Origin of the sequence: Cytobacillus sp. FSL R5-0569, from assembly GCF_038007265.1 — a bacterium.
GTDB lineage: Bacteria > Bacillota > Bacilli > Bacillales > Cytobacillaceae > Cytobacillus > Cytobacillus kochii.
Genome location: NZ_JBBOWW010000001.1, coordinates 2,866,788 through 2,886,846, shown reverse-complemented (window position 1 = coordinate 2,886,846; position 20,059 = coordinate 2,866,788). Strand labels below are relative to the sequence as shown.

Sequence of the window (20,059 nt, the reverse complement as noted above, 5' to 3'; positions counted from 1 at the left end):
AAACATTAAATAAATGTAATAATCTTTTTTATTGTAATTTTGACAGTATAAAGACGTTTCAACATAAATCTTTTAATCGCAGTGATATACATGTATAATGAAGGTTGAATTGCTATGATAGGACGTGAATGAATGACTAGAATAAAAATTGTAACGGATTCAACTGTTGACTTATCAGCTGAAATGATTACAAAGTTAGATATAGCTGTTGTACCATTATCAATTAATATTAATGGACAATCTTATGAGGACCGTGTCGATATTACGCCCCAAGAATTTCTGGATTTAATGCGACAGTCTGATGAGCTTCCTAAAAGTTCTCAACCTGCAACAGGGACATTTGTAGAATTGTATGATCAACTAACCAAAGATGGTTACGACGAAATTATTTCTATCCATATGACTGGAGGAATGAGTGGGACAGTTGATTCTGCTCGAACTGCTGCAGACATAACAGAGGCCAATGTGACTGTTATTGATTCTCGCTTCATTTCAAAAGCGTTGGCATTTCAAGTCATAGCTGCTGCTGAACTCGCAGATAAGGGAGAAGATTACAAGCGTATTATCCAGAGAATTCAAGAAATTCAAGAAAATACGAAACTTTATGTTGTTGTAGACACTTTGGAAAACCTGATTAAAGGTGGAAGAATAGGCAAAGGCAAAGGTTTAATTGGCTCTCTATTAAATATTAAACCGATTGCTTCGTTAGCAGATGGCGTGTATACACCAATAACAAAGGTACGAAGTCACTCTCAAGTGATAAAGTTTTTATCCAAACAATTAGTAGAAGATGCAAAAGGAAAGACGATTAAAAGTGTAGGAATTACCCATGCGGGTGGTTTAGAATTAGCAAGAAAACTGAAAGAAGTAATCAGTGAATTAACAGGCTTTAATCATGTAACAATAGAGGATACAACACCAATTATTAGTACCCATACTGGTGAAGGCGCAATTGGTTTTTGTTATCACATCGAATAACCTTTAAGCAGTAAATGCCTCTTCTATTCGATTATTAGAAGAGGTATTTGCATTATTTTCCTTTGTTCACATAGATGTCATACTTTTTTCTTCATTCAAACAATTTCGTTTGGTACATTAATGTTGAATTGATAAATACATAAAAGCAGGTGAAAGTGTTGAAAAAATTAGCCGCGGTTATTGGTCTTTTTACAATTATTCTAGCCGCTTGTGGCCAAAGTGGTATAGAAAATGCACTAAACTATGATGTGGGAGATTTTAATTATACTAATCAAGACAATCAGGCTGTAGGTTTAAGTGATTTAGAGGGGAAAGTATGGATAGCTGATTTTATTTTTACTAGCTGTGAAACGGTCTGTCCACCAATGACATATAATATGAGTCAATTGCAAGATAAGGTTAAAGAAGAAGGGATTGAAAATGTAGAGTTTGTTTCTTTTAGTGTTGATCCAACTGTGGACAGTCCTGAGGCATTAAAAGATTTTGCGAACAACTATGAAATAGACTTTTCAAACTGGCATTTTTTAACGGGCTATACCCAAGAAGAGATTGAAAGCTTTGCTGTTGATTCTTTCAAGTCATTAGTAAAAAAACCAAAGAATGATGATCAAGTCATTCATCAGACTTCAATTTATTTAGTCGATCAAAATGGTGTGGTTATGAAGGATTATGATGGTGTATCCGATGTTCCTTATGAAGAAATCATTGCCGATATAAAGAAAATTCAATAATTTCATTCAACAGATCTTAGAAGCAAGACCAAGCCTAAAGTGTAAACTCAAAGCTTGGTCTTGCTTCTTTTTTGTGCTAATATATTTACCTCTTTAAGTGTTGCTTTTAACTTCATTTCATAAGAGTATCAAGTGAAAAATTGTTTCTTCTGTACCCATAGATGGTATTTTATTTAAATTATTCTCTTCATTTAAGTTTAATAGTGGTTAAAAGAGTATAATTTAATATTATTAAGTAATCACACTTTTTTATGTGATTACCCCAACATGATATAATGAAACATACTTTAATAAAGAGGTGAGAAAGAATTGAAAAGAATATTCACCTTATTACTATCAATCATGGTTCTATTGGCGGGTTGTAATACCAATGCGATGACAAGCGATAATGAGGCCGCTGAAGCAAAACAAATGGAGGATTTAACTAAACAAGATATTCCTGCAGAATTTTTCCCCATTGATTTAAATGTCGTATCAATAGGTGATTCATTGACCCAAGGTGTAGGCGACACGACTGAAAGTGGTGGGTATATACCCTATTTAGAGAAGCTCTTAGAGGAACATCGGTCGATTAATTATACAAGTTTTATTAATTATGGTGTAAAAGGGAATCGGTCAAACCAATTATTAGAACGGCTTAATATGGACAAAGTAAAAAATGCGGTAACAGAATCGGATCTCGTTATTATTACTATTGGTGGCAATGATATTATGAAGGTAGTCAGAACTAATTTTACCAAATTAAATGTAGCTGCTTTTGAAAAAGAACAAGATGTTTTTGAAGATAATTTAAATACAATTCTACATACCATTCGCGAATATAATCCGAAGAGTACAGTATTATTAGTGGGATTATATAACCCTTTTTTAGAATGGTTTTCAAGCATTAAAGAGCTAAGTTTGATCATGCGTCAGTGGAATATAGCCAGCCAACAAGTACTAGGTGAGTATGAGAACATGTATTTTGTAAATGTAGATGATATTTTTGAAACGAGTGAAGAAAATCTACTATTCACAGATCATTTCCATCCTAATGATCGAGGATATGAATTAATGGCAGGGAGAATTTATCAAGTTTTAGATCAAATAGGAATTAAGTCTGTCATTGAAAATAAAGAGAATTAAGGGGGAGCTTCATTGAAGGGGAATAAATGGAAAGTGCTTTTCTTAGGGCTACTGGGTATAATCATTCTATTTGCGCTTATTTTATTTATTATGGTTAGTATTCCAGCGAAGGATGACCCTTATGAAAGTGTGCAATTAAATGAGGCGGATTACGCTCCATTTCATATATCAACAAATAAAAATGATTTAAACCTATTAATTAATCATTACTTAGAGGAAGAAATTTTAGACGGAGGACTGGACTATGAAGTAAGGTTGGATGATGAAGTGAATTTATACGGCACCTTACCGGTATTCAGTCAACAGTTGCGTTTAAGAATGTCTTTTGAACCCTCTGTATTACCAAACGGGGATGTTGTATTGGAACAAAAGGATTTATCTATTGGCCAAATGGATTTACCGATCTCCTTCTTACTCAAACTAATTAATAATCATTATAAAACACCAGATTGGGTAGTCATCCAACCAAATGAAGAGAAAATCTATGTAGCGTTAACAGAAATGGATTTAAAAAGTGATATAAAAGTAAAAGTGAATGAATTCAATTTAGAAGAAGATGATATTGACTTTACTTTATTAGTACCGGTAAAGTAAGCATTAACCTGTAGCGAGTACTCTTATTGAGTAATATACCAGCTACAGGTTTTTATATGAACGAATAAGAAAAGTTCTGGCAGTTATTGAATAAGTACCATTAGTTCTAATGGTGGATCTCCTGTCACAGAACCAAAGATATAGATAAGATGTTGCTTTTGAGGCTGTAGGGGAAAGCGAAACGATGTGAGATAATCTCTATAAGGGTAACCGTAAATACAGCCTTGAAGCATACTAGGCGAAAGATTCATCCATTTACTCGATTGCTTGTATTGTATGAGTGGCAATTCCTCACTTTTGGGTGCTAATATTACCGGTTTGAATGATGGACCATCAGCGACCAGATGAATAAATTTTGCATTGAGTGAATTTGGTATAGCGATACTAGTTGGTGTATCAGTATATTTCATGTCATTTGCTTCACCTGAGAGTGCGATATTATGCAATGTTTCGGGGAGGACTTCAATTTTTCTACTAAGTAAAGATGAGACCATGACGTCAGTTGGATAAATATCAATATGGTAACTAGAGGCAGGTAATGCAAGTTTATTAGTCAATTGTTTATAAGAAATTTGTTTGTATATCTTGACACCATTTATAAAGATATCTATCATTTTGCTACTTGAAGAGAGATGAAAGAATTGGATATAGCCTAATGCATCTAAGTTCTGATTCAGTAGTTGATTGGCAGGTGACGACATTTTTTGTAAGACCTTTTGCTCTGAAGATGATTGCTGCACCATTAGTTAAGCCAACCTCCTTACTTATGATTTTTCATTATTGTATTCATCGAAATGTTTAATGCGCTAAAAAATTATAGAGAAGAGGGTTTCGGAGACCATAAGTAGAAATTGAAGGTTGTTTATTTGCATCTACATCCACTTTTCTTTATCTTAGTGTTACAAGCTATTTCTTTAAGAGCTAAGGAAAATAAAAATGAGGTGTGACAAGATGGCGAATAATAATGAGGAAAAAGCGACATTTGCCGGTGGTTGTTTTTGGTGTATGGTTAAACCATTTGATGAGTTACCGGGCATTAAAGCGGTAATATCTGGTTATACCGGCGGTGATAAAGAAAATCCAACTTATGAAGAGGTTTGCTCGGAAACGACTGGTCATTATGAAGCGGTGCAAATCACGTTTGATCCAACGATTTTCCCGTATGAAAGATTACTTGAACTGTATTGGCAACAAATTGATCCAACCGATACTGGTGGTCAATTTTACGATCGGGGCCAATCTTATCAGACGGCTATTTTTTATTATAATGAACAGCAGAAACAATTGGCCGAAGCTTCAAAAGAAAAATTGGAGAAAGAGGGGCCCTTTAAAGATCCAATCGTGACAAAGATATTACCAGCAAAAGCTTTCTATCCTGCAGAGGAGTATCATCAACATTATTATAAGAAAAATCCAACTCATTACCAGGCTTACCATCAAGGCTCAGGTAGAGCAGGGTTTATTAAACAAAATTGGGGTGAGAAAAAAGATGAGTGAGAAAAAAGATTTGAAGAATAAATTAAATGAGATGCAATTTTATGTCACACAAAATAATGGTACGGAACCGCCATTTAGAAATGAATACTGGGATGAATTTAGAAAGGGAATTTATGTTGACATCGTCTCAGGTAAGGCGTTATTTAGTTCAACCGAAAAGTATGATGCAGGCTGTGGTTGGCCAAGTTTTACCAAACCAATAGAAGAGAAAGAAGTATTAGAAAAAGAAGACCACAGTCACAATATGGTTCGAACAGAGGTTCGTAGTAAGGAAGCTGATTCTCACTTAGGTCATGTGTTTAATGATGGGCCAGGTGAGAATGGATTAAGATATTGTATTAATTCAGCCTCTTTAAAATTCATACCATATGAAGATATGGAGAAAGAAGGCTATGGGCGTTATCTGAAATTATTTGCTGAAGAAACTTAATATAAGTGTATTTAGACCAAGGGGGATTCACTTTAGTTGATTCCTTCTTTTCATTTCCCAAGAAATCTTTTTCCGCTTGTGGAAAGGTTTTGAAAATGGTAAATTTATTGTAAAGTAAATATTATTTAAGAGGTGATGGATGCATCCATGAATGATCAAATGTTTAAAAAGAACTATTCGATGCAAACCTTACATAAAGCATTACAAATTCTACGATCTTTTTCTTATGAGCATAAAACTTTGTCATTAACAGAATTACATAAACGTACGGGTCTATCTAAACCTAGTTTGCAAAGATTGCTTTCTACCCTTGTTTATGAAGGCTTATTACATAAAAATGAAGAAACAAAAAGATATCAGTTAGGATTAGAGTTATTGTTTTTAGGTCATTTAGTAGAAAAAAACTCAAGTTTTTTAAACATAGCCGCCCCGGTAATGAAAGAAATGTGGGTGAAAATAGAAGAGTGCATTAGTTTAAATGTGATTGAAAACGAAAAAAGAAAGTGTATAGATTTTATCGCAAGCAGTCATCAACTACAAACAATGATTACGGTGGGACAAGAATCACCACTATATGCAGGCGCTTCAGCAAAAATATTATTGGCTTATTTCCCAGCAGACATCCAAAGAGAGTATTTAGCAAAAATCCAATTCGAACCTCTTTCAAGTACGACGATTATTGATAAAGATGTCTTATATGAGGAGCTACAATCTATTCAACAAAGAGGATATGCCAAAAGCAATGGTGAAAGAGTGAAAGGTGCGATTTCATATAGTGCACCGATATTTAATCCTCAAAATGAAATTTTAGCAAGTATATCTATTACCATCCCGTCTGTTCGTATTGATGATTATGAAGAAGAAGAGCTAGTTGAAACTGTCATTGAAGGAGCCAGGATTATAACAGGTAAGATACAGAAAAATTAGACTGATGTTATTTACTTCAATATCCCCCCATAATCATTTAATTTATCGCGCCATATAGAATGTACATGTGCTTGTTTTTTATTGGCAACGCCCTCTTTACTATAGATTTCTATCCAAATTTGCGGTCCATCAATACGAAAGTAGCTACCCGGTCGCTTGATTGAAGTTGAACCAGCCCAAGCAATCGTCGTTTTCTGAAGTTGTTCCTGAGATAAATACGTGTGTAGCAATGCCTTTCTTGCTTCATAAGGTGCATGAGCGACCCATTCCTCAATCATGTGTTTTACTTGTATTTGTTGCTCTGTATTTAGATTTTTTATAAGTAAACCTTCTTGAGTGGGAAACGATTGGTCATTTCCGGGGCCTAGTAAAATGTCGTTAAACTCATCATTAAGTTTACTTTGCTGTTTTTGCTCATTACATAAAGATAGTAAGAGTGCATGGACAGCATTTACTTTTGCATTCATTGGATGATACGTACGATTATTTATTTGAAAAATACGAGGTTGCGTCCCCGTAAACTCAGGGGTAATCGTCGTTTTTGAACGGTTAATGAAAATATTCTCTGCAAGATGATGCCCTGTTAGTTGAATCATCCAAGGTTTTGTATAGGAAGGGTTTCCATGTATAGAGATATAATATTCTTGTGCCCCCCATTTAAATGGAGGGTTCTTGATTGTTGTTGATAAAAAGTAATCAGCTTTAATGATTTCTGTCATATGCTCAAAGCCAATTGGACTGAGATTTGCTTGAAGTAATAACATGGCGAGTATAAAACTTTGTGTATTTAGTTCAGACAAGGGAACGCCATTTCTACTTGCTTGATTAATAGGTAGATTAGACCATTTATGTGCAATTGCCTTATTTAGTGGAAGGATCATCTCTTCTTTTTGTTCTTCATTTAAACTTTCGAAAAGTTGATGAGCAAGTTTAACTGATTCTTCCTTACTCGTAATATGGGGTTCATCTAAGATATGGTTGAGTTGTTCAAGAATGTAGTCTTGTTCTTGTAATTCTGCCGCTGTTGGAGCAAAAGAGGCAAGCACATGATTGGAATATATGAAGGCTATGAAAACGAGTAATACTAAACATCGATACATGAGAAAAACTCTCCCTGTCCTTTTTTTGTTAATGTGTGTAAAGGAAGGAGAGCTCATTCACTTATTTTGAAAAACGGTCTAGTTCGTACCCTCGGTAATGATCGTTGAAAGAAATATCTCCGCTTTACCTGACTCATTAAAGATGGATTTTTGCTTGGACACAGTAAATGTAACTTGATGAATACCTTTCTCTAAACCGCTTGATATATATAGATATCTTTCTTTTTCTAAAGGCCACCACGTTGATAATGTTCGTACAGGCTGACCGTCAATATAAATATCGAGCATGCCTCCTGCAGGGTGACTCTTCACTTTCATCCCGAGAAAAGTTCCAGAGAAGGAAAATTTGATTGTTTCTCCAGCATCTTCACTATACCAGTAAATACCTTTATATGGATGACTGGCATGTGTGTAGGCTGAAGATTGTTGTAAGGCGATATTTACGTCATCATGAAGAGGAGCAGCTAGTACAGCTATTTGCGTATCCTGATTCATCAAATTTTGTGTTTCTTGAAAAATCGCTTCGGCATAAAGTTGATAGCCTCTATCGTTTGGATGTACAAGGTCTGTCGTTAATTCAAAGGCAGAATAAGTTGATTCACTAAATACAGGTCGTAAATCAATATTTTTAGCTAAATAATGGGCTGAGATATCTGTGATCTTTTGAATGAATAATTCATTATCTAAAGGTGATTCTGTTAATGTATATATTTCTGTATCAGGATAATCTTTCTTTACTTGCCTTAGAAGTCCTTCATAAAATTGGGCAAACTGCTTTTCATTCATATATTTTCGGTCATTTTCCCCGAACACAATAAAAGTTAAATCGATGCTTCCTAGGTGCGGAGTGGCGTTCAGCTTATTTAACCCTTCAAAAGCAGTGCTTCCGCTTTGTACAACCATATGACGTTTAAAATCAACATCATATGTATCTTTCATTTTATTTTCCCATATTTGAAACCATCTTTTATTTGGCTCTGATGCCCCTGATCCTCTACCAATACTATCACCGATGATTAAATAGTTAATTGTTTTTTCGCTTCCTACTTTTTCATAAAAATTCTCTACTGATTGATCTCCCTCCACTTTAGGTTCTTGAAAGAATTGAAATAAAAATATAAATCCAATACATAACATGGAACATAGGAGGAGTGATTTTCTTTTCATTCTTTGTACTCCTTTAAATATGACAATTTTAGATTACCCAATTTATCTTGTAATTAAATTGTATGAGATGAAAACGCTTTACGTCTAGAGGAAAAAGAAAAAAACTGACATTCTAAAAAAATTGGGCAAAAACACATGCAGGACAAGAACCTATGTCATATGATGATTTTGAAAATGCCTAAAACAAAAAGAGGAGTGGAATGATTATGAATTACGGATATGGATGCGATCCTTGTGCTCAACAAGTTCAACCTTATTATAGCTATCCAGTAGGTGGATACGGTGGTTGTGGAAATGGAGCATTCGGTGGCTTTGCGTTAATTGTAGTATTATTTATCTTGTTAGTAATCATCGGTGCTAGCTGGTGTGGTAACTGGTAATAATAAAGAATAAGGAGGGGCTTTTAGGAGTCTCTCTTTTTTTCATCAACATATTTGTCAGTGAATAACAAGTGGAAAATCGTTGAGTGATTATAAACAAGATTTCATGTATCTTGTCGAAATTAGATGAAAATTACGGTAAAATAGAAAGAAAAAAGTGGATGTGTACATAGATGTTTCCAAAGAGATTACAATCAGGAGATGAAATCAGAATCATTGCTCCTTCAAGAAGTATGGCTGTCATAAAGGGTGAACAAAGAAGATTAGCAGAAGAACGGTTAGCTAATTTAGGATTTAAAATAACATATGGTCAATATGTCCTCGAACATGATGATTTTTTTAGTACAAGTATTGAGCAAAGAGTGGCAGATATACATGATGCGTTTCGTGACCCGAATGTTAAAGCGATTATAGCTGGTATAGGCGGTTATAATACCAATCAATTATTAAAATCAATTGATTATTCATTAATCAAGAACAACCCAAAGGTTTTTTGTGGGTATAGTGATATAACAGCATTGCTAGCTGCCATTCATCATAAAACGGGCTTAATTACATACTCCGGCCCTTTCTTTGCTGATTTTGGTATAAAATATGGGTTTGAATATACACTCAATAGCTTCCTTCAAGCAGTAACGACTGATGGCATGTATGAAATTGAACCTTCGGATAAATGGAGTGATGATCCATGGCATCTGGAGCAAGATGAAAAGCAGTATATAGCATCCGAAGGCTATCTTGTTCTTCAAGAAGGAGAGGCAAGCGGAAAATTAATAGGTGGAAATTTATCAACATTAACGTCATTACAAGGGACAGAATATATGCCTTCATTGAAAGGTGCGATTATCTTTATAGAGGATAATGAAGAATCACATCCCTTTCTTTTTGAACGGGGGCTGCAATCTTTGCTACAGCAAAAAGATGCGAATGAGATAAAAGCGATACTTATCGGGAGATTTCAAAAGGAATCACAGGTTACAGATTATTTCTTAAAGAAAATGATTGAATCGAAAAAGGAAATTAGCGGTGTTCCAATTATTTCCAATATTGACTTTGGACATACAAATCAAGCAGCGACTATTCCGTTTGGGTCGTATGCTACCATTAAAGCGGAAAAAGAAGATGTGGAGATTTTTGTAGGTGAATAGATAGGGAAACAGTGTACTCATGAAATTGGGTATACTGTTTTTTTATTCGTTAAGTCATTAATACACAAATCAAGCTGACTTCACACTTAGAGCCTCCGTCAAATCCCTCATTCAATTCATAACAATGGCAACTAAAATATTCTTTTAAATCTTTAAGAAAGTTTTACATTTCTCAAACATACAATTGAAATAAAAACATAAATCAATCTGATTCGCCCGCTCCAAAAAAATAATAATACTTCATTGCTCGTTTACCTCACATGTTATTGGTAGGTTTTAGCGGGTTTTCTTTATGTACGTTTAAATGCTCGATTAGTAAGGGGGATGGGGATGGACCGCACATATTTAATCAAACCTGTAATAGATGCAGAGTATCCAATGATTGATTATGGCAAGGGTGTATATTTGTACGATAGTGAGGGGAAGGAATATCTCGATGCTTCATCTGGAGCGATTACGGCAAATATCGGTCATGGAGTTCAGGAAATTATTGATGCAATGACAGAACAGGCTAAGCGAGTATCTTTTGTATATCGCTCACAGTTCACAAGTGAGCCAGCAGAAAAGTTAGCCAAGAAAATAGCAAGTTTATCCTTCCCAGAGTTGAATTGGTGTTTCTTTGTCAATAGCGGGTCGGAAGCAACAGAAACTGCCATGAAAATTAGTATTCAATATTGGCAAGAAAAAGGTGTGATGACCAAGACAAAGGTTTTATCTAGATGGATGAGTTATCACGGAATCACTTTAGGTGCACTTTCTATGTCAGGGCATACTGGGAGAAGAGCGCGGTTTATTCCCCTATTAGAAGATTTTCCAGTAATTCAACCTCCTTATTGTTACAGGTGTCCGTACAATAAAGAAGCTCCTGAGTGTGGTTACCTCTGTGCAAATGAGTTAGATAATATGATTAGAAGGATAGGGAGTGAGCATATTGCTGCTTTTATAGCGGAGCCGATCATTGGGGCATCGGGGGCAGCTATCACTCCACCGCAAGATTATTACAAGATTATTAAAGAGATTTGTGAGCGCCATCAAATCTTATTTATTGCGGATGAAGTAATGACGGGATTTGGACGCACAGGTACAATGCTCGCTTGTGAGCAGTGGGGTGTTGAACCAGATATCGTTACATTAGGTAAAGGGATGGGGGCGGGATACACGCCGATTGCTGCTACTTTAGTCGGTGATCATGTGATGGAACCGATTGTCTCAGGTTCTAAGACAATTATGGGAGGGCATACTTTGAGTGCTAACCCTCAAGCCTGTGCCGTTTCACTCGCTGTCATAGAATATTTAGAAAAGAATAAAATTATACCTGAAGTAAAGAAAAAAGGTGAATATTTAAAAGCAAAGTTATTACAGCTACAAAAAAGTTTTTCATTTATCGGGGATATAAGGGGAAGAGGTTTAATGCTTGGGATAGAGTTTGTCCAGAACTTTGTAGAAAAGAAGCCATTCCCTAGGGCGATGAAAGTAACCGAAAGTATGATTAGTATTGCTCAACATCATGGGTTACTTGTTTATCCTGCTGGAGCAGGTTCAGACGGTGTGAATGGAGATGCAGTTATGATTGCCCCCCCTTTGAATATTACTTTTAAAGAAATGGATGACTTAATTCAACGCTTGCAAGAAACCTTACAACAATTTACGAACTTTTATTTAAAAGAAGTCGAGTTAAAGTTAGAAGGTGATGAAGAGTGAAACAGGCACTCAATAAAGTTTCATCTATTGAAGAAGTGGATCACTTATTTTTTGACGGTATGACATTAATGTATGGTGGTTTTGGTGGGGTAGGATCACCGCCGACACTGATTGAAGCGATTAAGCAAAAAGGGGTCTCACAGTTAAAGCTTATTGGTAACGATACTGGGTTTCCTCATATTGGTATTGGAAAAATCGTTAGCCTCGGCCGTGTGTCCCATATAATTACTTCTCATATCGGCTCTAATCCGATTGCAGGCCAATTAATGACAGATGGGAGGATGGCGGTTGAATTTTCTCCACAAGGGATACTGGCAGAGCGTATCAGAGCTGGCGGTATGGGGTTACCAGGGATTTTATCAGATATTGCAATCGATAATGATATCGTACAAAAGGGCAAGGTTTTTTGTGAAATCGCTGAAAAGCGCTATATGGTTGAAACGGCGTTAACAGCGGATATTAGTATCGTTTATGCTAAGAAAGCAGATACATTTGGTAATCTCATTTTTGATAAAAGTGCAAGAAATACGAATCCCCTTTGTGCGATGGCAGGAGACATTACCATTGCTGAAGTAGAAGAAATTGTTCCAGTTGGAAGTTTACAGGCAGAAGAAATAATTACGCCTGGTGTATTTGTTGATTATATCATCCAATCTGAGGGGGTTGACTGGAAATGGGCTTGGCAATAGAAAAGCGTAATCGTATGGCCAAAAGAGCAGCTGCAGAAATCAAATCTGGAATGGTTGTGAATCTCGGCATAGGTATACCCTCATTAGTACCTAATCATCTCCCTAGAGATTTTGCCGTCATGTTTCATGCCGAGAATGGCATTATTGGGATGGGACCGAGCCCCATCCATGGCGAAGAAGATGAAAACTTATGCAATGCCGGTGGATTTCCTGTTTCTTTAGTTACAGGTGGTTCTTATTTTGATAGCGCGCTCGCTTTTGGCATGATTCGTAGGGGTAAGGTGGATTTAACCATTTTAGGATCATTACAAGTGAGTGAAACCGGTGATTTAGCTAATTGGATTGTCCCGGGTAAAAAGGTACCGGGGATGGGGGGTGCAATGGAGCTAGCCCAAAAAGCGAAAAAAGTGATCGTCGTCATGAATCAAACGGATAAACACGGTCAATCGAAAATTGTGCAAAAATGTAGTCTTCCTTTAACCTCAACTGCTTGTGTCAATATGGTTATTACAGATATGGCAGTTTTTTCGGTTGAGAAAAATCGTGGATTAGTTCTTCATGAGGTCTTTAAACCTCATACTATTGATGAAGTATTACAACTTACTGATGCAACTGTGTCACTCCATGACAAGATTATTTTTTCATAGGGCAAAGGAAAATACTTAGCATTAGCGAATAACTGAAAAGAAAGCACTTTTTCCACATGATTTAACCTTTTTCACCATCGACGATATCTTTAAAGGAGTGGGGCTTCGATGAATGAAGATTTAAAACTCAAAGACTGGTTAAATGAAAATCGAGCGAGGGGTACACGTTTTTTACAAAGGCTTGTTCAAGAAAAAAGTACGCGTGGAAACGAGAGTAGTGCACAAGCAATTATTATTGAAAAATGCCGTAAATTAGGGCTTGCCCTCGATATATGGGAAATTGGAGATGAAGAGCTGCTTAAACATCCTGCTTATTGTTCTGATAGAAAGGATTATAGTGGTAATCCAAATGTAGTGGCTGTTCTAAAGGGCAAAGGAGACGGCAAATCAATCATTTTAAATGGTCATATTGATGTTGTACCAGAAGGGGATATAAATGACTGGACAGATGATCCGTTTAGTGGGCATATCCAAGAAGGTAAAATGTACGGTAGAGGTACAACAGATATGAAAGGTGGAACAGCCGCATTACTACTCGCTTTAGAAGCGATTATTGCTTCAAATATTAAACTGAAAGGTGATGTTATCTTTCAAAGTGTGATAGAAGAAGAAAGTGGAGGAGCAGGAACATTAGCAGCTGTTTTAAGAGGTTACCAAGCGGACGGCGCAATCATACCAGAGCCTACTAATATGAAAGTATTTCCAAAGCAACAAGGGTCAATGTGGTTTCGTGTATCTGTGAAAGGTAAATCAGCACATGGTGGCACCAGATATGAAGGAATCAATGCCATTGAAAAATCGATGTTAGTCATAGAAGGACTTCAGCAGCTAGAGAGAGTGCGAAATGCGAGAATTGACGATCCTTTATATGAAAATATACCCATCCCTGTGCCAGTGAATATTGGCAAAATTAAGAGTGGAGATTGGCCATCTTCTGTACCGGATATAGCTATAATTGAGGGCAGGATCGGTGTAGCTCCTCATGAGAGAATGGAAGACGTAGAAAAAGAATTAGAAGCGGCCATTGATGAGGTGTGTGTGAAAGATGGATGGCTATCAGAAAATATACCAAGTATTGAATGGTTTGGAGGCAGGTGGCAACCGGGGAATCTAGAAAGTGATCATCCATTAATCACTACTGTCGGTAAAGCTTTTGAAAGGGTGACAAATAAAGAAGCAATCATTGAAGCCTCTCCGTGGGGAACGGACGGAGGCATCTTATCAAACGTTGGTCATACACCGGTTGTTGTCATTGGTCCAGGTGTCACAGCTTCTGCTCATGATGCTAATGAATATATTTTTTTAGATGATGTATTTGAGGCTGCTGAGGTAATTGCCCTCTCCATTGTTTCATGGTGTGGCATGGTTGAAGAGTAAATAGATAGTTGCTTAGGTTAGTTGTTGGTTGCAGTAGGGTAAATAATAGATAAACAAACAATATTAAAAGATTAGTAGGAGGCAATTTAGATGCAGCAATTATTATGGATTAACGGAAAACATAAAAATACGCAAACGTTAAAAGCACTAAAAAGTCCTTATAACCAAGAGGTAATAGCAGAAATCGCTCAAGCTTCATCAAATGAAGTAGAAGAGGCGATAGAAGCAGCAAATGAAGCGGCGAAAAAAATGAGAGAAATGCCTGCTTATCAAAGAGCAGAGATTTTAGAATCTGTTGTTGAACAATTAAAGGCGCAAAGACAAAATTGTGCTGAGATCATTGCAAAAGAAGCAGCAAAACCGATAAAAGCGGCATTAGCAGAAGTAGAGCGGACCATTATGACCTATCGATTTGCCGCTCAAGAAGCAAGGAATATCCAAGGTGAAACAATCCCTATGGATGCGGCTCCAGGAGGAGAGGGAAGGGTGGCTTACACTGTTCGCGAACCACTTGGAGTTATTGCTGCGATTACCCCTTTCAATTTCCCTATGAATCTTGTTGCTCATAAAGTTGGTCCTGCAATTGCAGCTGGAAATGCTGTTGTGCTTAAACCAGCAAGTCAAACTCCGCTATCAGCCTATAAGATCGCCGAAATGTTTCAAGAAGCAGGTCTTCCAGCAGGTGCGCTCAATGTTGTTACAGGGAGCGGGAGTATAATTGGCGATGTTTTCACCAGTGATGAACGAATTGCGATGATTACTTTTACGGGCTCGCCTGCAGTTGGAAAATCAATTAAAGAAAATGCTGGTTTAAAAAGGGTGACGCTTGAATTAGGATCCAATTCAGCTGTTGTTGTTGATGAACATACAAATATTGAAAGAATCGTACCTCGGATTGTTGCTGGAGCTTATAATTTTCAAGGTCAAGTGTGTATTTCCGTACAAAGAGTCTTCGTTCATCAAAATGTCTTTGCTTCTTTTGTGAAAGCCTTTGTTGCTGAAACCAAAAAGCTTAATTTAGGAAACCCCCTCGATGACCGAACAGATGTATCAGCTTTGATATCTGAAGACGATACAGTGAGGGCTTCAGCATGGATTGATGAAGCGATAAGGAATGGTGCTGAGTTAGCATATGGAGGAAGAGAAGAAGAGGGTGTACTGCAACCAACTATATTATTAAATACAAGGTTGGATGATAAAGTTTCTTGTGAGGAAGCCTTTGCCCCGGTCGTTCATATTAATGAGTTTGCTTCATTTGATACTGCACTTGATTGGGTGAATCAATCTAAATATGGGTTACAAGCAGGTGTGTTTACAAATGACTTGCAAAGAGCGTTTCAGGCTGCGAAAAAGCTGCATGTTGGTGGTGTGATGATTAATGATTTCCCAACATTTAGAGTAGATCATATGCCATATGGAGGCGTGAAGGAAAGTGGAACAGGTAGAGAAGGAATAAAATATGCGGTGGAAGAAATGACTGAAATGAAACTAGTAAGCTTTCGCTTAGCGTAACGAACCAAATGAGTGACAGAATATGAAGGCTCGGCGATAGCCGGGCTTTTTCTATAATGGAGGGCGAAAAATGGTTGAAATCATACAGGAAAAACTGTGTACAAATCATTATGTAATGGACGTTGTAAAGGATTTCTATAATAAACGAATAAGGATTGATGATTATCGTGGTGATATGTGCGCAATCATAAAAAAAATAACTGAAGTTTCCGATGAACATGAGATTGAAAAGGTAATAATTAAAGCAAGAAAGGAGGATTTTGAAACGCTGATACAGAATGGTTTTCTATGTGAAGCTACCATAAATCGCTATTTTCTTGGGTCTGATTTATTCTTTTTCTGTAAGTATTATCAAACAGAAAGAAGAAGAAGTGATGACTGGATAAAAGAAGATGAGATTGTTGAAAATGTTTCTAAATTGTCAAAGGGGTTTCAAATAAATATCCCACCCGCAGACTATCAATTAAGAAGAATGACAGAAAATGATGCCAAAGGGTTGGCTACACTTTATCGGGCTATATTTGAAGTATATCCAACGCCTCTTCATGACCCCGAGTATATTAAGAAAACAATGAATGATGGTACGATTTATTTTGGTTATGTTTATGCAGATGAAATTGTAAGCGCTGCTTCAGCAGAAGTAAATAATGAGTATAAAAACGCAGAGCTAACGGATTGTGCTACTTTAGTGGAACATCGTAAGCATGGACTAATGAAAGTGTTATTACAGAGATTAGAGAAGGAACTTGCAAATGATGGAATCTTTTGTGCTTATTCGATTGCTCGTTCTTTATCTTTTGGTATGAACGCAGCCCTACACCAATTAGACTACGTCTATCGTGGAAGGTTAGGAAAGAATTGTTATATTTTTAATAAACTCGAGGATATGAATGTTTGGGTAAAAGATTTATCAACAACGATTTTAAAATAATTTGCCCAAAAGTTGGCAGTGTATGACAAATTTTCGGCACCTCATCTGTATTTATGGAATAGAGGGGGAATGAGATTGACAAGCGAGTACGGTATTTCTAAAGAGGTCTTATCAGCAATTTTAAATAGCATAGACGAAGGGATTCATGTTGTTGATCAACATGGCTATACGATCTACTACAATGAGATAGCGGCCAAACATGATGGTTTAAAAATAGAAGAAGTGTTAGGAAGACCACTTTTAGACGTTTTTCCCTCGTTAAACAAAAATACGAGCACATTGTTTAATGTCATGCAAACTCAGCAACCAATGATCAATGAACAGCAAAGTTATGTGAACTTATATGGAAAACAGATTGAGACCGTCAATACTACTTTACCGATCGAGCTTGATGGGAAAGTTGCTGGTGCGGTTGAAATTGCGAAAGATTATTCGCGAATTAAAGAACTGAATGATAGTTTGATTGATTTAAGATCAAAAGTAAAAAGCAAAAGAAAAACAGCAACAAGTCATTCACATGCAACCAAATATACCCTTGATAGCTTATTAACAAAAGATGAGAAAATGATAGCGGTAAAAAACGAAGCAAAAAAACTAGCCCGTTCACAGTCACCGATGCTTGTAATTGGGGAAAGTGGAAGCGGAAAGGAATTATTTGTTCAAGGAATACATGATGCATCACTCTCGGCAAATGCTCCCTTTATTGCACAAAACTGTGCTGCTATTCCAGAATCTTTATTAGAAAGTGTCTTATTCGGGACAACGAAAGGAAGCTATACTGGTGCCATGGATCGGCCAGGATTATTCGAGTTGGCTGATGGGGGCACATTATTTTTAGATGAGATTCATGCGATGCCTATAGAGCTACAAGCGAAGCTATTACGTGTGTTAGAAGATGGTCAAGTGAGGAGACTAGGAAGCACAACAAACACATATGTGAACTTTCGCGTCATTGCGGCAATGAATATTCACCCTCAAATTGCCCTGGCAGAAGGGAAAATACGAGCAGACTTATTCTATCGTTTAAATGTACTCACGTTTGAATTATTACCTTTAAGAGAAAGGAAAAAAGACATTGTTTTCTTAACTGAACATTTCATTAAGCAATATAACGAGCAATTTTTAAAAAATATTACAGGTCTACACCCACAAGTACAGCAGTTTTTTTTCAAGTACAAATGGCCAGGAAATGTCAGGGAACTTAAGCATACGATTGAATATATGATGAATGTGTGTAATGGATCAACCCTGACTATTCAAGATCTCCCTCTAATGCTTAAACAATATGTAAAAGAAAAGAAGGACTCTACTAAACAAACTGACTTTGCCCTGCGTCCCGCTTTAGCCAAATTGGAGAACCAATTAATAGAGGAAGCCATCAACCAGACAGAGGGAAATATATTAAAAGCAGCTAAATTGTTACAAATTCCAAGGCAAACGCTTCAATATAAACTACAAAGGCTTGAAGTGATATCAGGTGCTAAAGAATGATAGGGGATGACTAAGCTTTGACATAATAAATGTTCTTCTTAAAGTGCCGAATAATCGGCATTTTTTTTATGACCACCATTTGTTAAGAGCCCTTCTATTAGCTGTTCCCTCCATTTGTATCCACTGTGTAGGTGTTCGCATATCTTATTCTTAGAATGAAATAGTTGGCATGGCTTTTGCATAATAAAATTGACGACTACTTTGAAGGGGGAAATCATGTGAAACAGTTTTTGTATAAGCCAAAAAGGCATTGGAAGGATATCGAACTTTGGAAAGACGTACCTGAGGAAAAATGGAACGATTGGTTATGGCAACTAACCAATACGATAAGAACGTTAGATGATTTAAAAAAGGTTATTGATTTAACGCCTGAAGAAGAAGAAGGGGTTAAAATATCAACGAAAACCATTCCATTGAATATTACACCTTATTATGCCTCACTTATGAGTCAAGATGATCCACGCTGTCCGATTCGCATGCAATCTGTACCCATTTCAGAAGAAATTCATAAAACCAAATATGATTTGGAAGATCCACTTCATGAGGACGAGGATTCGCCTGTTGCTGGATTGACTCATCGTTATCCAGATCGTGTCCTCTTCTTAGTAACTAATCAATGTTCTATGTATTGCCGTTATTGTACAAGGAGAAGGTTTTCCGGTCAAATTGGCATGGGTGTGCCGAAGAAACAATTAGATGATGCAATTGAGTATATTAGAAACACACCTGAAGTTCGTGATGTCCTCATATCTGGAGGAGATGGTCTATTAATCAACGATAAAATACTTGAGTATATTTTAAAAAGCTTGCGAGAAATTGATCACGTGGAAATTATTAGAATTGGTACAAGAGCACCTGTCGTATTCCCGCAAAGAATCACGGAGAATCTATGTAATATTTTGAAAAAGTATCATCCAGTCTGGTTAAATACCCATTTTAATACATCGATTGAAATTACTGAAGAATCGAAAAAGGCTTGTGAAATGTTAGCAAATGCTGGTGTGCCAGTAGGTAATCAATCAGTTATTTTGGCAGGAATCAATGATAGTGTAGCAATTATGAAGAAACTGATGCATGACTTAGTTAAGATTAGGGTAAGGCCGTATTATATTTATCAGTGTGACTTATCTGAAGGGATTGGCCATTTCCGTGCACCTGTTTCAAAAGGGTTAGAGATTATTGAAGGCTTGCGAGGTCATACTTCAGGATATGCTGTGCCAACCTTTGTGGTCGATGCGCCAGGAGGAGGAGGGAAAATTTCTCTTCAGCCGAATTACTTGATCTCACAAAGTGCTGATAAAGTAGTCTTAAGAAACTTTGAGGGAGTAATTACGACTTATCCAGAGCCTGAAAACTATGTCGCAGGTAAAGCTGATGATTATTTCCAAGGTGTATATGGAGATATGGAAGATATGAAATCAAAAGTAGGTATTGCGGGCCTATTGAATGATGAAGCATTTAATCTTGTCCCAGAAGGATTATCAAGATTAAATCGTCGTGATAATTATGACCATGATCCATCTCATAGTAATTTGAAGAATCGTAGGGAAAAACGTGACGAGTTAAAAGAAAAGAAATACCAAGCAGAACAAAAGAAAAGGTCAGAGTCGGAAACGGCAGCTTCTAATGAGTGA

20 protein-coding genes are annotated in these 20,059 nt (G+C 36.7%); 17 read left to right on the top strand and 3 right to left on the bottom strand.

The features are described 5' to 3' along the window. Nucleotides 1–132 precede the first annotated feature (132 nt). The 4 genes from MKX78_RS14615 (at nucleotide 133) to MKX78_RS14600 (ending at nucleotide 3,428) form a co-directional block, all read left to right on the top strand. The gene (locus MKX78_RS14615) at nucleotides 133–978 is read left to right on the top strand and encodes a DegV family protein (RefSeq protein ID WP_307313220.1); all 846 of its coding nucleotides are present in this window, start codon (nucleotides 133–135) and stop codon (nucleotides 976–978) included. A gap of 149 nt (nucleotides 979–1,127) precedes the next feature. Further along, the gene (locus MKX78_RS14610; protein WP_370873261.1) at nucleotides 1,128–1,709 is read left to right on the top strand and encodes an SCO family protein; all 582 of its coding nucleotides are present in this window, start codon (nucleotides 1,128–1,130) and stop codon (nucleotides 1,707–1,709) included. A 309-nt stretch (nucleotides 1,710–2,018) separates the two neighbouring features. Then, entirely contained in the window at nucleotides 2,019–2,834 is an 816-nt protein-coding gene (locus tag MKX78_RS14605; protein WP_341051479.1) for an SGNH/GDSL hydrolase family protein, read from the top strand. 12 nt (nucleotides 2,835–2,846) lie between these two features. After that, nucleotides 2,847–3,428: a YpmS family protein gene (locus tag MKX78_RS14600; protein WP_095372869.1), complete on the top strand. Its 582-nt coding sequence runs from the start codon at nucleotides 2,847–2,849 to the stop codon at nucleotides 3,426–3,428. Nucleotides 3,429–3,511: 83 nt separating this feature from the next. On the opposite strand, the gene MKX78_RS14595 is transcribed toward MKX78_RS14600, so the two are convergent. After that, a complete protein-coding gene (locus MKX78_RS14595; protein ID WP_307313227.1) occupies nucleotides 3,512–4,171 on the bottom strand; it encodes a DUF4397 domain-containing protein in 660 nt (219 codons plus the stop codon). A gap of 208 nt (nucleotides 4,172–4,379) precedes the next feature. Between MKX78_RS14595 and msrA the strand changes: the two genes are divergently transcribed. From msrA to MKX78_RS14580, 3 genes are all read left to right on the top strand, one after another. Beyond that, the gene (gene msrA, locus MKX78_RS14590; protein ID WP_095372871.1) at nucleotides 4,380–4,925 is read left to right on the top strand and encodes a peptide-methionine (S)-S-oxide reductase MsrA; all 546 of its coding nucleotides are present in this window, start codon (nucleotides 4,380–4,382) and stop codon (nucleotides 4,923–4,925) included. Further along, complete coding sequence (msrB, locus tag MKX78_RS14585; RefSeq protein WP_341051477.1) at nucleotides 4,918–5,355, top strand: peptide-methionine (R)-S-oxide reductase MsrB; 438 nt, start codon at nucleotides 4,918–4,920, stop codon at nucleotides 5,353–5,355. Before msrA ends, msrB begins: the two co-directional genes overlap by 8 nt. Nucleotides 5,356–5,502: 147 nt before the next feature. After that, the gene (locus tag MKX78_RS14580) at nucleotides 5,503–6,282 is read left to right on the top strand and encodes an IclR family transcriptional regulator (protein WP_180316955.1); all 780 of its coding nucleotides are present in this window, start codon (nucleotides 5,503–5,505) and stop codon (nucleotides 6,280–6,282) included. 11 nt (nucleotides 6,283–6,293) lie between these two features. On the opposite strand, the gene MKX78_RS14575 is transcribed toward MKX78_RS14580, so the two are convergent. Beyond that, nucleotides 6,294–7,382, bottom strand: coding sequence for a DUF3500 domain-containing protein (locus MKX78_RS14575; protein WP_341051476.1), 1,089 nt, complete (start codon nucleotides 7,380–7,382; stop codon nucleotides 6,294–6,296). Nucleotides 7,383–7,460: 78 nt separating this feature from the next. Continuing rightward, nucleotides 7,461–8,549 (bottom strand): GDSL-type esterase/lipase family protein, encoded by a 1,089-nt coding sequence (locus tag MKX78_RS14570; RefSeq protein ID WP_341051474.1) that lies wholly within the window; start codon nucleotides 8,547–8,549, stop codon nucleotides 7,461–7,463. A 206-nt stretch (nucleotides 8,550–8,755) separates the two neighbouring features. Here MKX78_RS14570 and MKX78_RS14565 point away from each other — a divergent pair, with 206 nt between their 5' ends. The 10 genes from MKX78_RS14565 to ablA all read left to right on the top strand — a co-directional run bounded on the left by MKX78_RS14565 (nucleotide 8,756) and on the right by ablA (nucleotide 20,059). Continuing rightward, on the top strand, nucleotides 8,756–8,929 hold the full coding sequence (locus MKX78_RS14565) for a YjcZ family sporulation protein (RefSeq protein ID WP_095372875.1): 174 nt from the start codon (nucleotides 8,756–8,758) through the stop codon (nucleotides 8,927–8,929). Nucleotides 8,930–9,102: 173 nt separating this feature from the next. Further along, complete coding sequence (locus tag MKX78_RS14560) at nucleotides 9,103–10,077, top strand: S66 peptidase family protein (RefSeq protein ID WP_341051472.1); 975 nt, start codon at nucleotides 9,103–9,105, stop codon at nucleotides 10,075–10,077. Between the two features lie 330 nt (nucleotides 10,078–10,407). Next, on the top strand, nucleotides 10,408–11,778 hold the full coding sequence (locus MKX78_RS14555; protein ID WP_340975322.1) for an aspartate aminotransferase family protein: 1,371 nt from the start codon (nucleotides 10,408–10,410) through the stop codon (nucleotides 11,776–11,778). Beyond that, nucleotides 11,775–12,467 carry a CoA transferase subunit A gene (locus MKX78_RS14550; protein WP_095372878.1) on the top strand — a complete coding sequence of 231 codons (693 nt, stop codon included), beginning with the start codon at nucleotides 11,775–11,777 and terminating at the stop codon, nucleotides 12,465–12,467. The genes MKX78_RS14555 and MKX78_RS14550 overlap by 4 nt, the downstream gene beginning before the upstream one ends. After that, nucleotides 12,452–13,114 carry a 3-oxoacid CoA-transferase subunit B gene (locus MKX78_RS14545; protein WP_095372879.1) on the top strand — a complete coding sequence of 221 codons (663 nt, stop codon included), beginning with the start codon at nucleotides 12,452–12,454 and terminating at the stop codon, nucleotides 13,112–13,114. Before MKX78_RS14550 ends, MKX78_RS14545 begins: the two co-directional genes overlap by 16 nt. Before the next feature lie 108 nt (nucleotides 13,115–13,222). Beyond that, entirely contained in the window at nucleotides 13,223–14,491 is a 1,269-nt protein-coding gene (locus MKX78_RS14540) for a peptidase (RefSeq protein WP_095372880.1), read from the top strand. Nucleotides 14,492–14,581: 90 nt separating this feature from the next. Beyond that, a complete protein-coding gene (locus MKX78_RS14535; RefSeq protein ID WP_307313249.1) occupies nucleotides 14,582–16,003 on the top strand; it encodes an aldehyde dehydrogenase family protein in 1,422 nt (473 codons plus the stop codon). A gap of 70 nt (nucleotides 16,004–16,073) precedes the next feature. Then, nucleotides 16,074–16,934, top strand: coding sequence for a putative beta-lysine N-acetyltransferase (gene ablB / locus MKX78_RS14530; protein WP_341051466.1), 861 nt, complete (start codon nucleotides 16,074–16,076; stop codon nucleotides 16,932–16,934). A gap of 75 nt (nucleotides 16,935–17,009) precedes the next feature. After that, on the top strand, nucleotides 17,010–18,425 hold the full coding sequence (locus MKX78_RS14525) for a sigma-54 interaction domain-containing protein (RefSeq protein WP_307313254.1): 1,416 nt from the start codon (nucleotides 17,010–17,012) through the stop codon (nucleotides 18,423–18,425). A 218-nt stretch (nucleotides 18,426–18,643) separates the two neighbouring features. Further along, complete coding sequence (gene ablA, locus MKX78_RS14520; RefSeq protein ID WP_095372884.1) at nucleotides 18,644–20,059, top strand: lysine 2,3-aminomutase; 1,416 nt, start codon at nucleotides 18,644–18,646, stop codon at nucleotides 20,057–20,059.

Excerpts from the sequence above, each read along its gene's own strand:
- MKX78_RS14545 (WP_095372879.1), top strand. The coding sequence starts at position 12,452 with ATGGGCTTGGCAATAGAAAAGCGTAATCGTATGGCCAAAAGAGCAGCT.
- MKX78_RS14540 (WP_095372880.1), top strand. The coding sequence starts at position 13,223 with ATGAATGAAGATTTAAAACTCAAAGACTGGTTAAATGAAAATCGAGCG.
- MKX78_RS14560 (WP_341051472.1), top strand. The coding sequence starts at position 9,103 with ATGTTTCCAAAGAGATTACAATCAGGAGATGAAATCAGAATCATTGCT.
- MKX78_RS14555 (WP_340975322.1), top strand. The coding sequence starts at position 10,408 with ATGGACCGCACATATTTAATCAAACCTGTAATAGATGCAGAGTATCCA.
- MKX78_RS14580 (WP_180316955.1), top strand. The coding sequence starts at position 5,503 with ATGAATGATCAAATGTTTAAAAAGAACTATTCGATGCAAACCTTACAT.
- MKX78_RS14565 (WP_095372875.1), top strand. The coding sequence starts at position 8,756 with ATGAATTACGGATATGGATGCGATCCTTGTGCTCAACAAGTTCAACCT.
- MKX78_RS14615 (WP_307313220.1), top strand. The coding sequence starts at position 133 with ATGACTAGAATAAAAATTGTAACGGATTCAACTGTTGACTTATCAGCT.
- MKX78_RS14535 (WP_307313249.1), top strand. The coding sequence starts at position 14,582 with ATGCAGCAATTATTATGGATTAACGGAAAACATAAAAATACGCAAACG.
- MKX78_RS14575 (WP_341051476.1), bottom strand. The coding sequence starts at position 7,382 with ATGTATCGATGTTTAGTATTACTCGTTTTCATAGCCTTCATATATTCC.
- msrA (WP_095372871.1), top strand. The coding sequence starts at position 4,380 with ATGGCGAATAATAATGAGGAAAAAGCGACATTTGCCGGTGGTTGTTTT.
- MKX78_RS14595 (WP_307313227.1), bottom strand. The coding sequence starts at position 4,171 with ATGGTGCAGCAATCATCTTCAGAGCAAAAGGTCTTACAAAAAATGTCG.
- ablB (WP_341051466.1), top strand. The coding sequence starts at position 16,074 with ATGGTTGAAATCATACAGGAAAAACTGTGTACAAATCATTATGTAATG.
- MKX78_RS14570 (WP_341051474.1), bottom strand. The coding sequence starts at position 8,549 with ATGAAAAGAAAATCACTCCTCCTATGTTCCATGTTATGTATTGGATTT.
- msrB (WP_341051477.1), top strand. The coding sequence starts at position 4,918 with ATGAGTGAGAAAAAAGATTTGAAGAATAAATTAAATGAGATGCAATTT.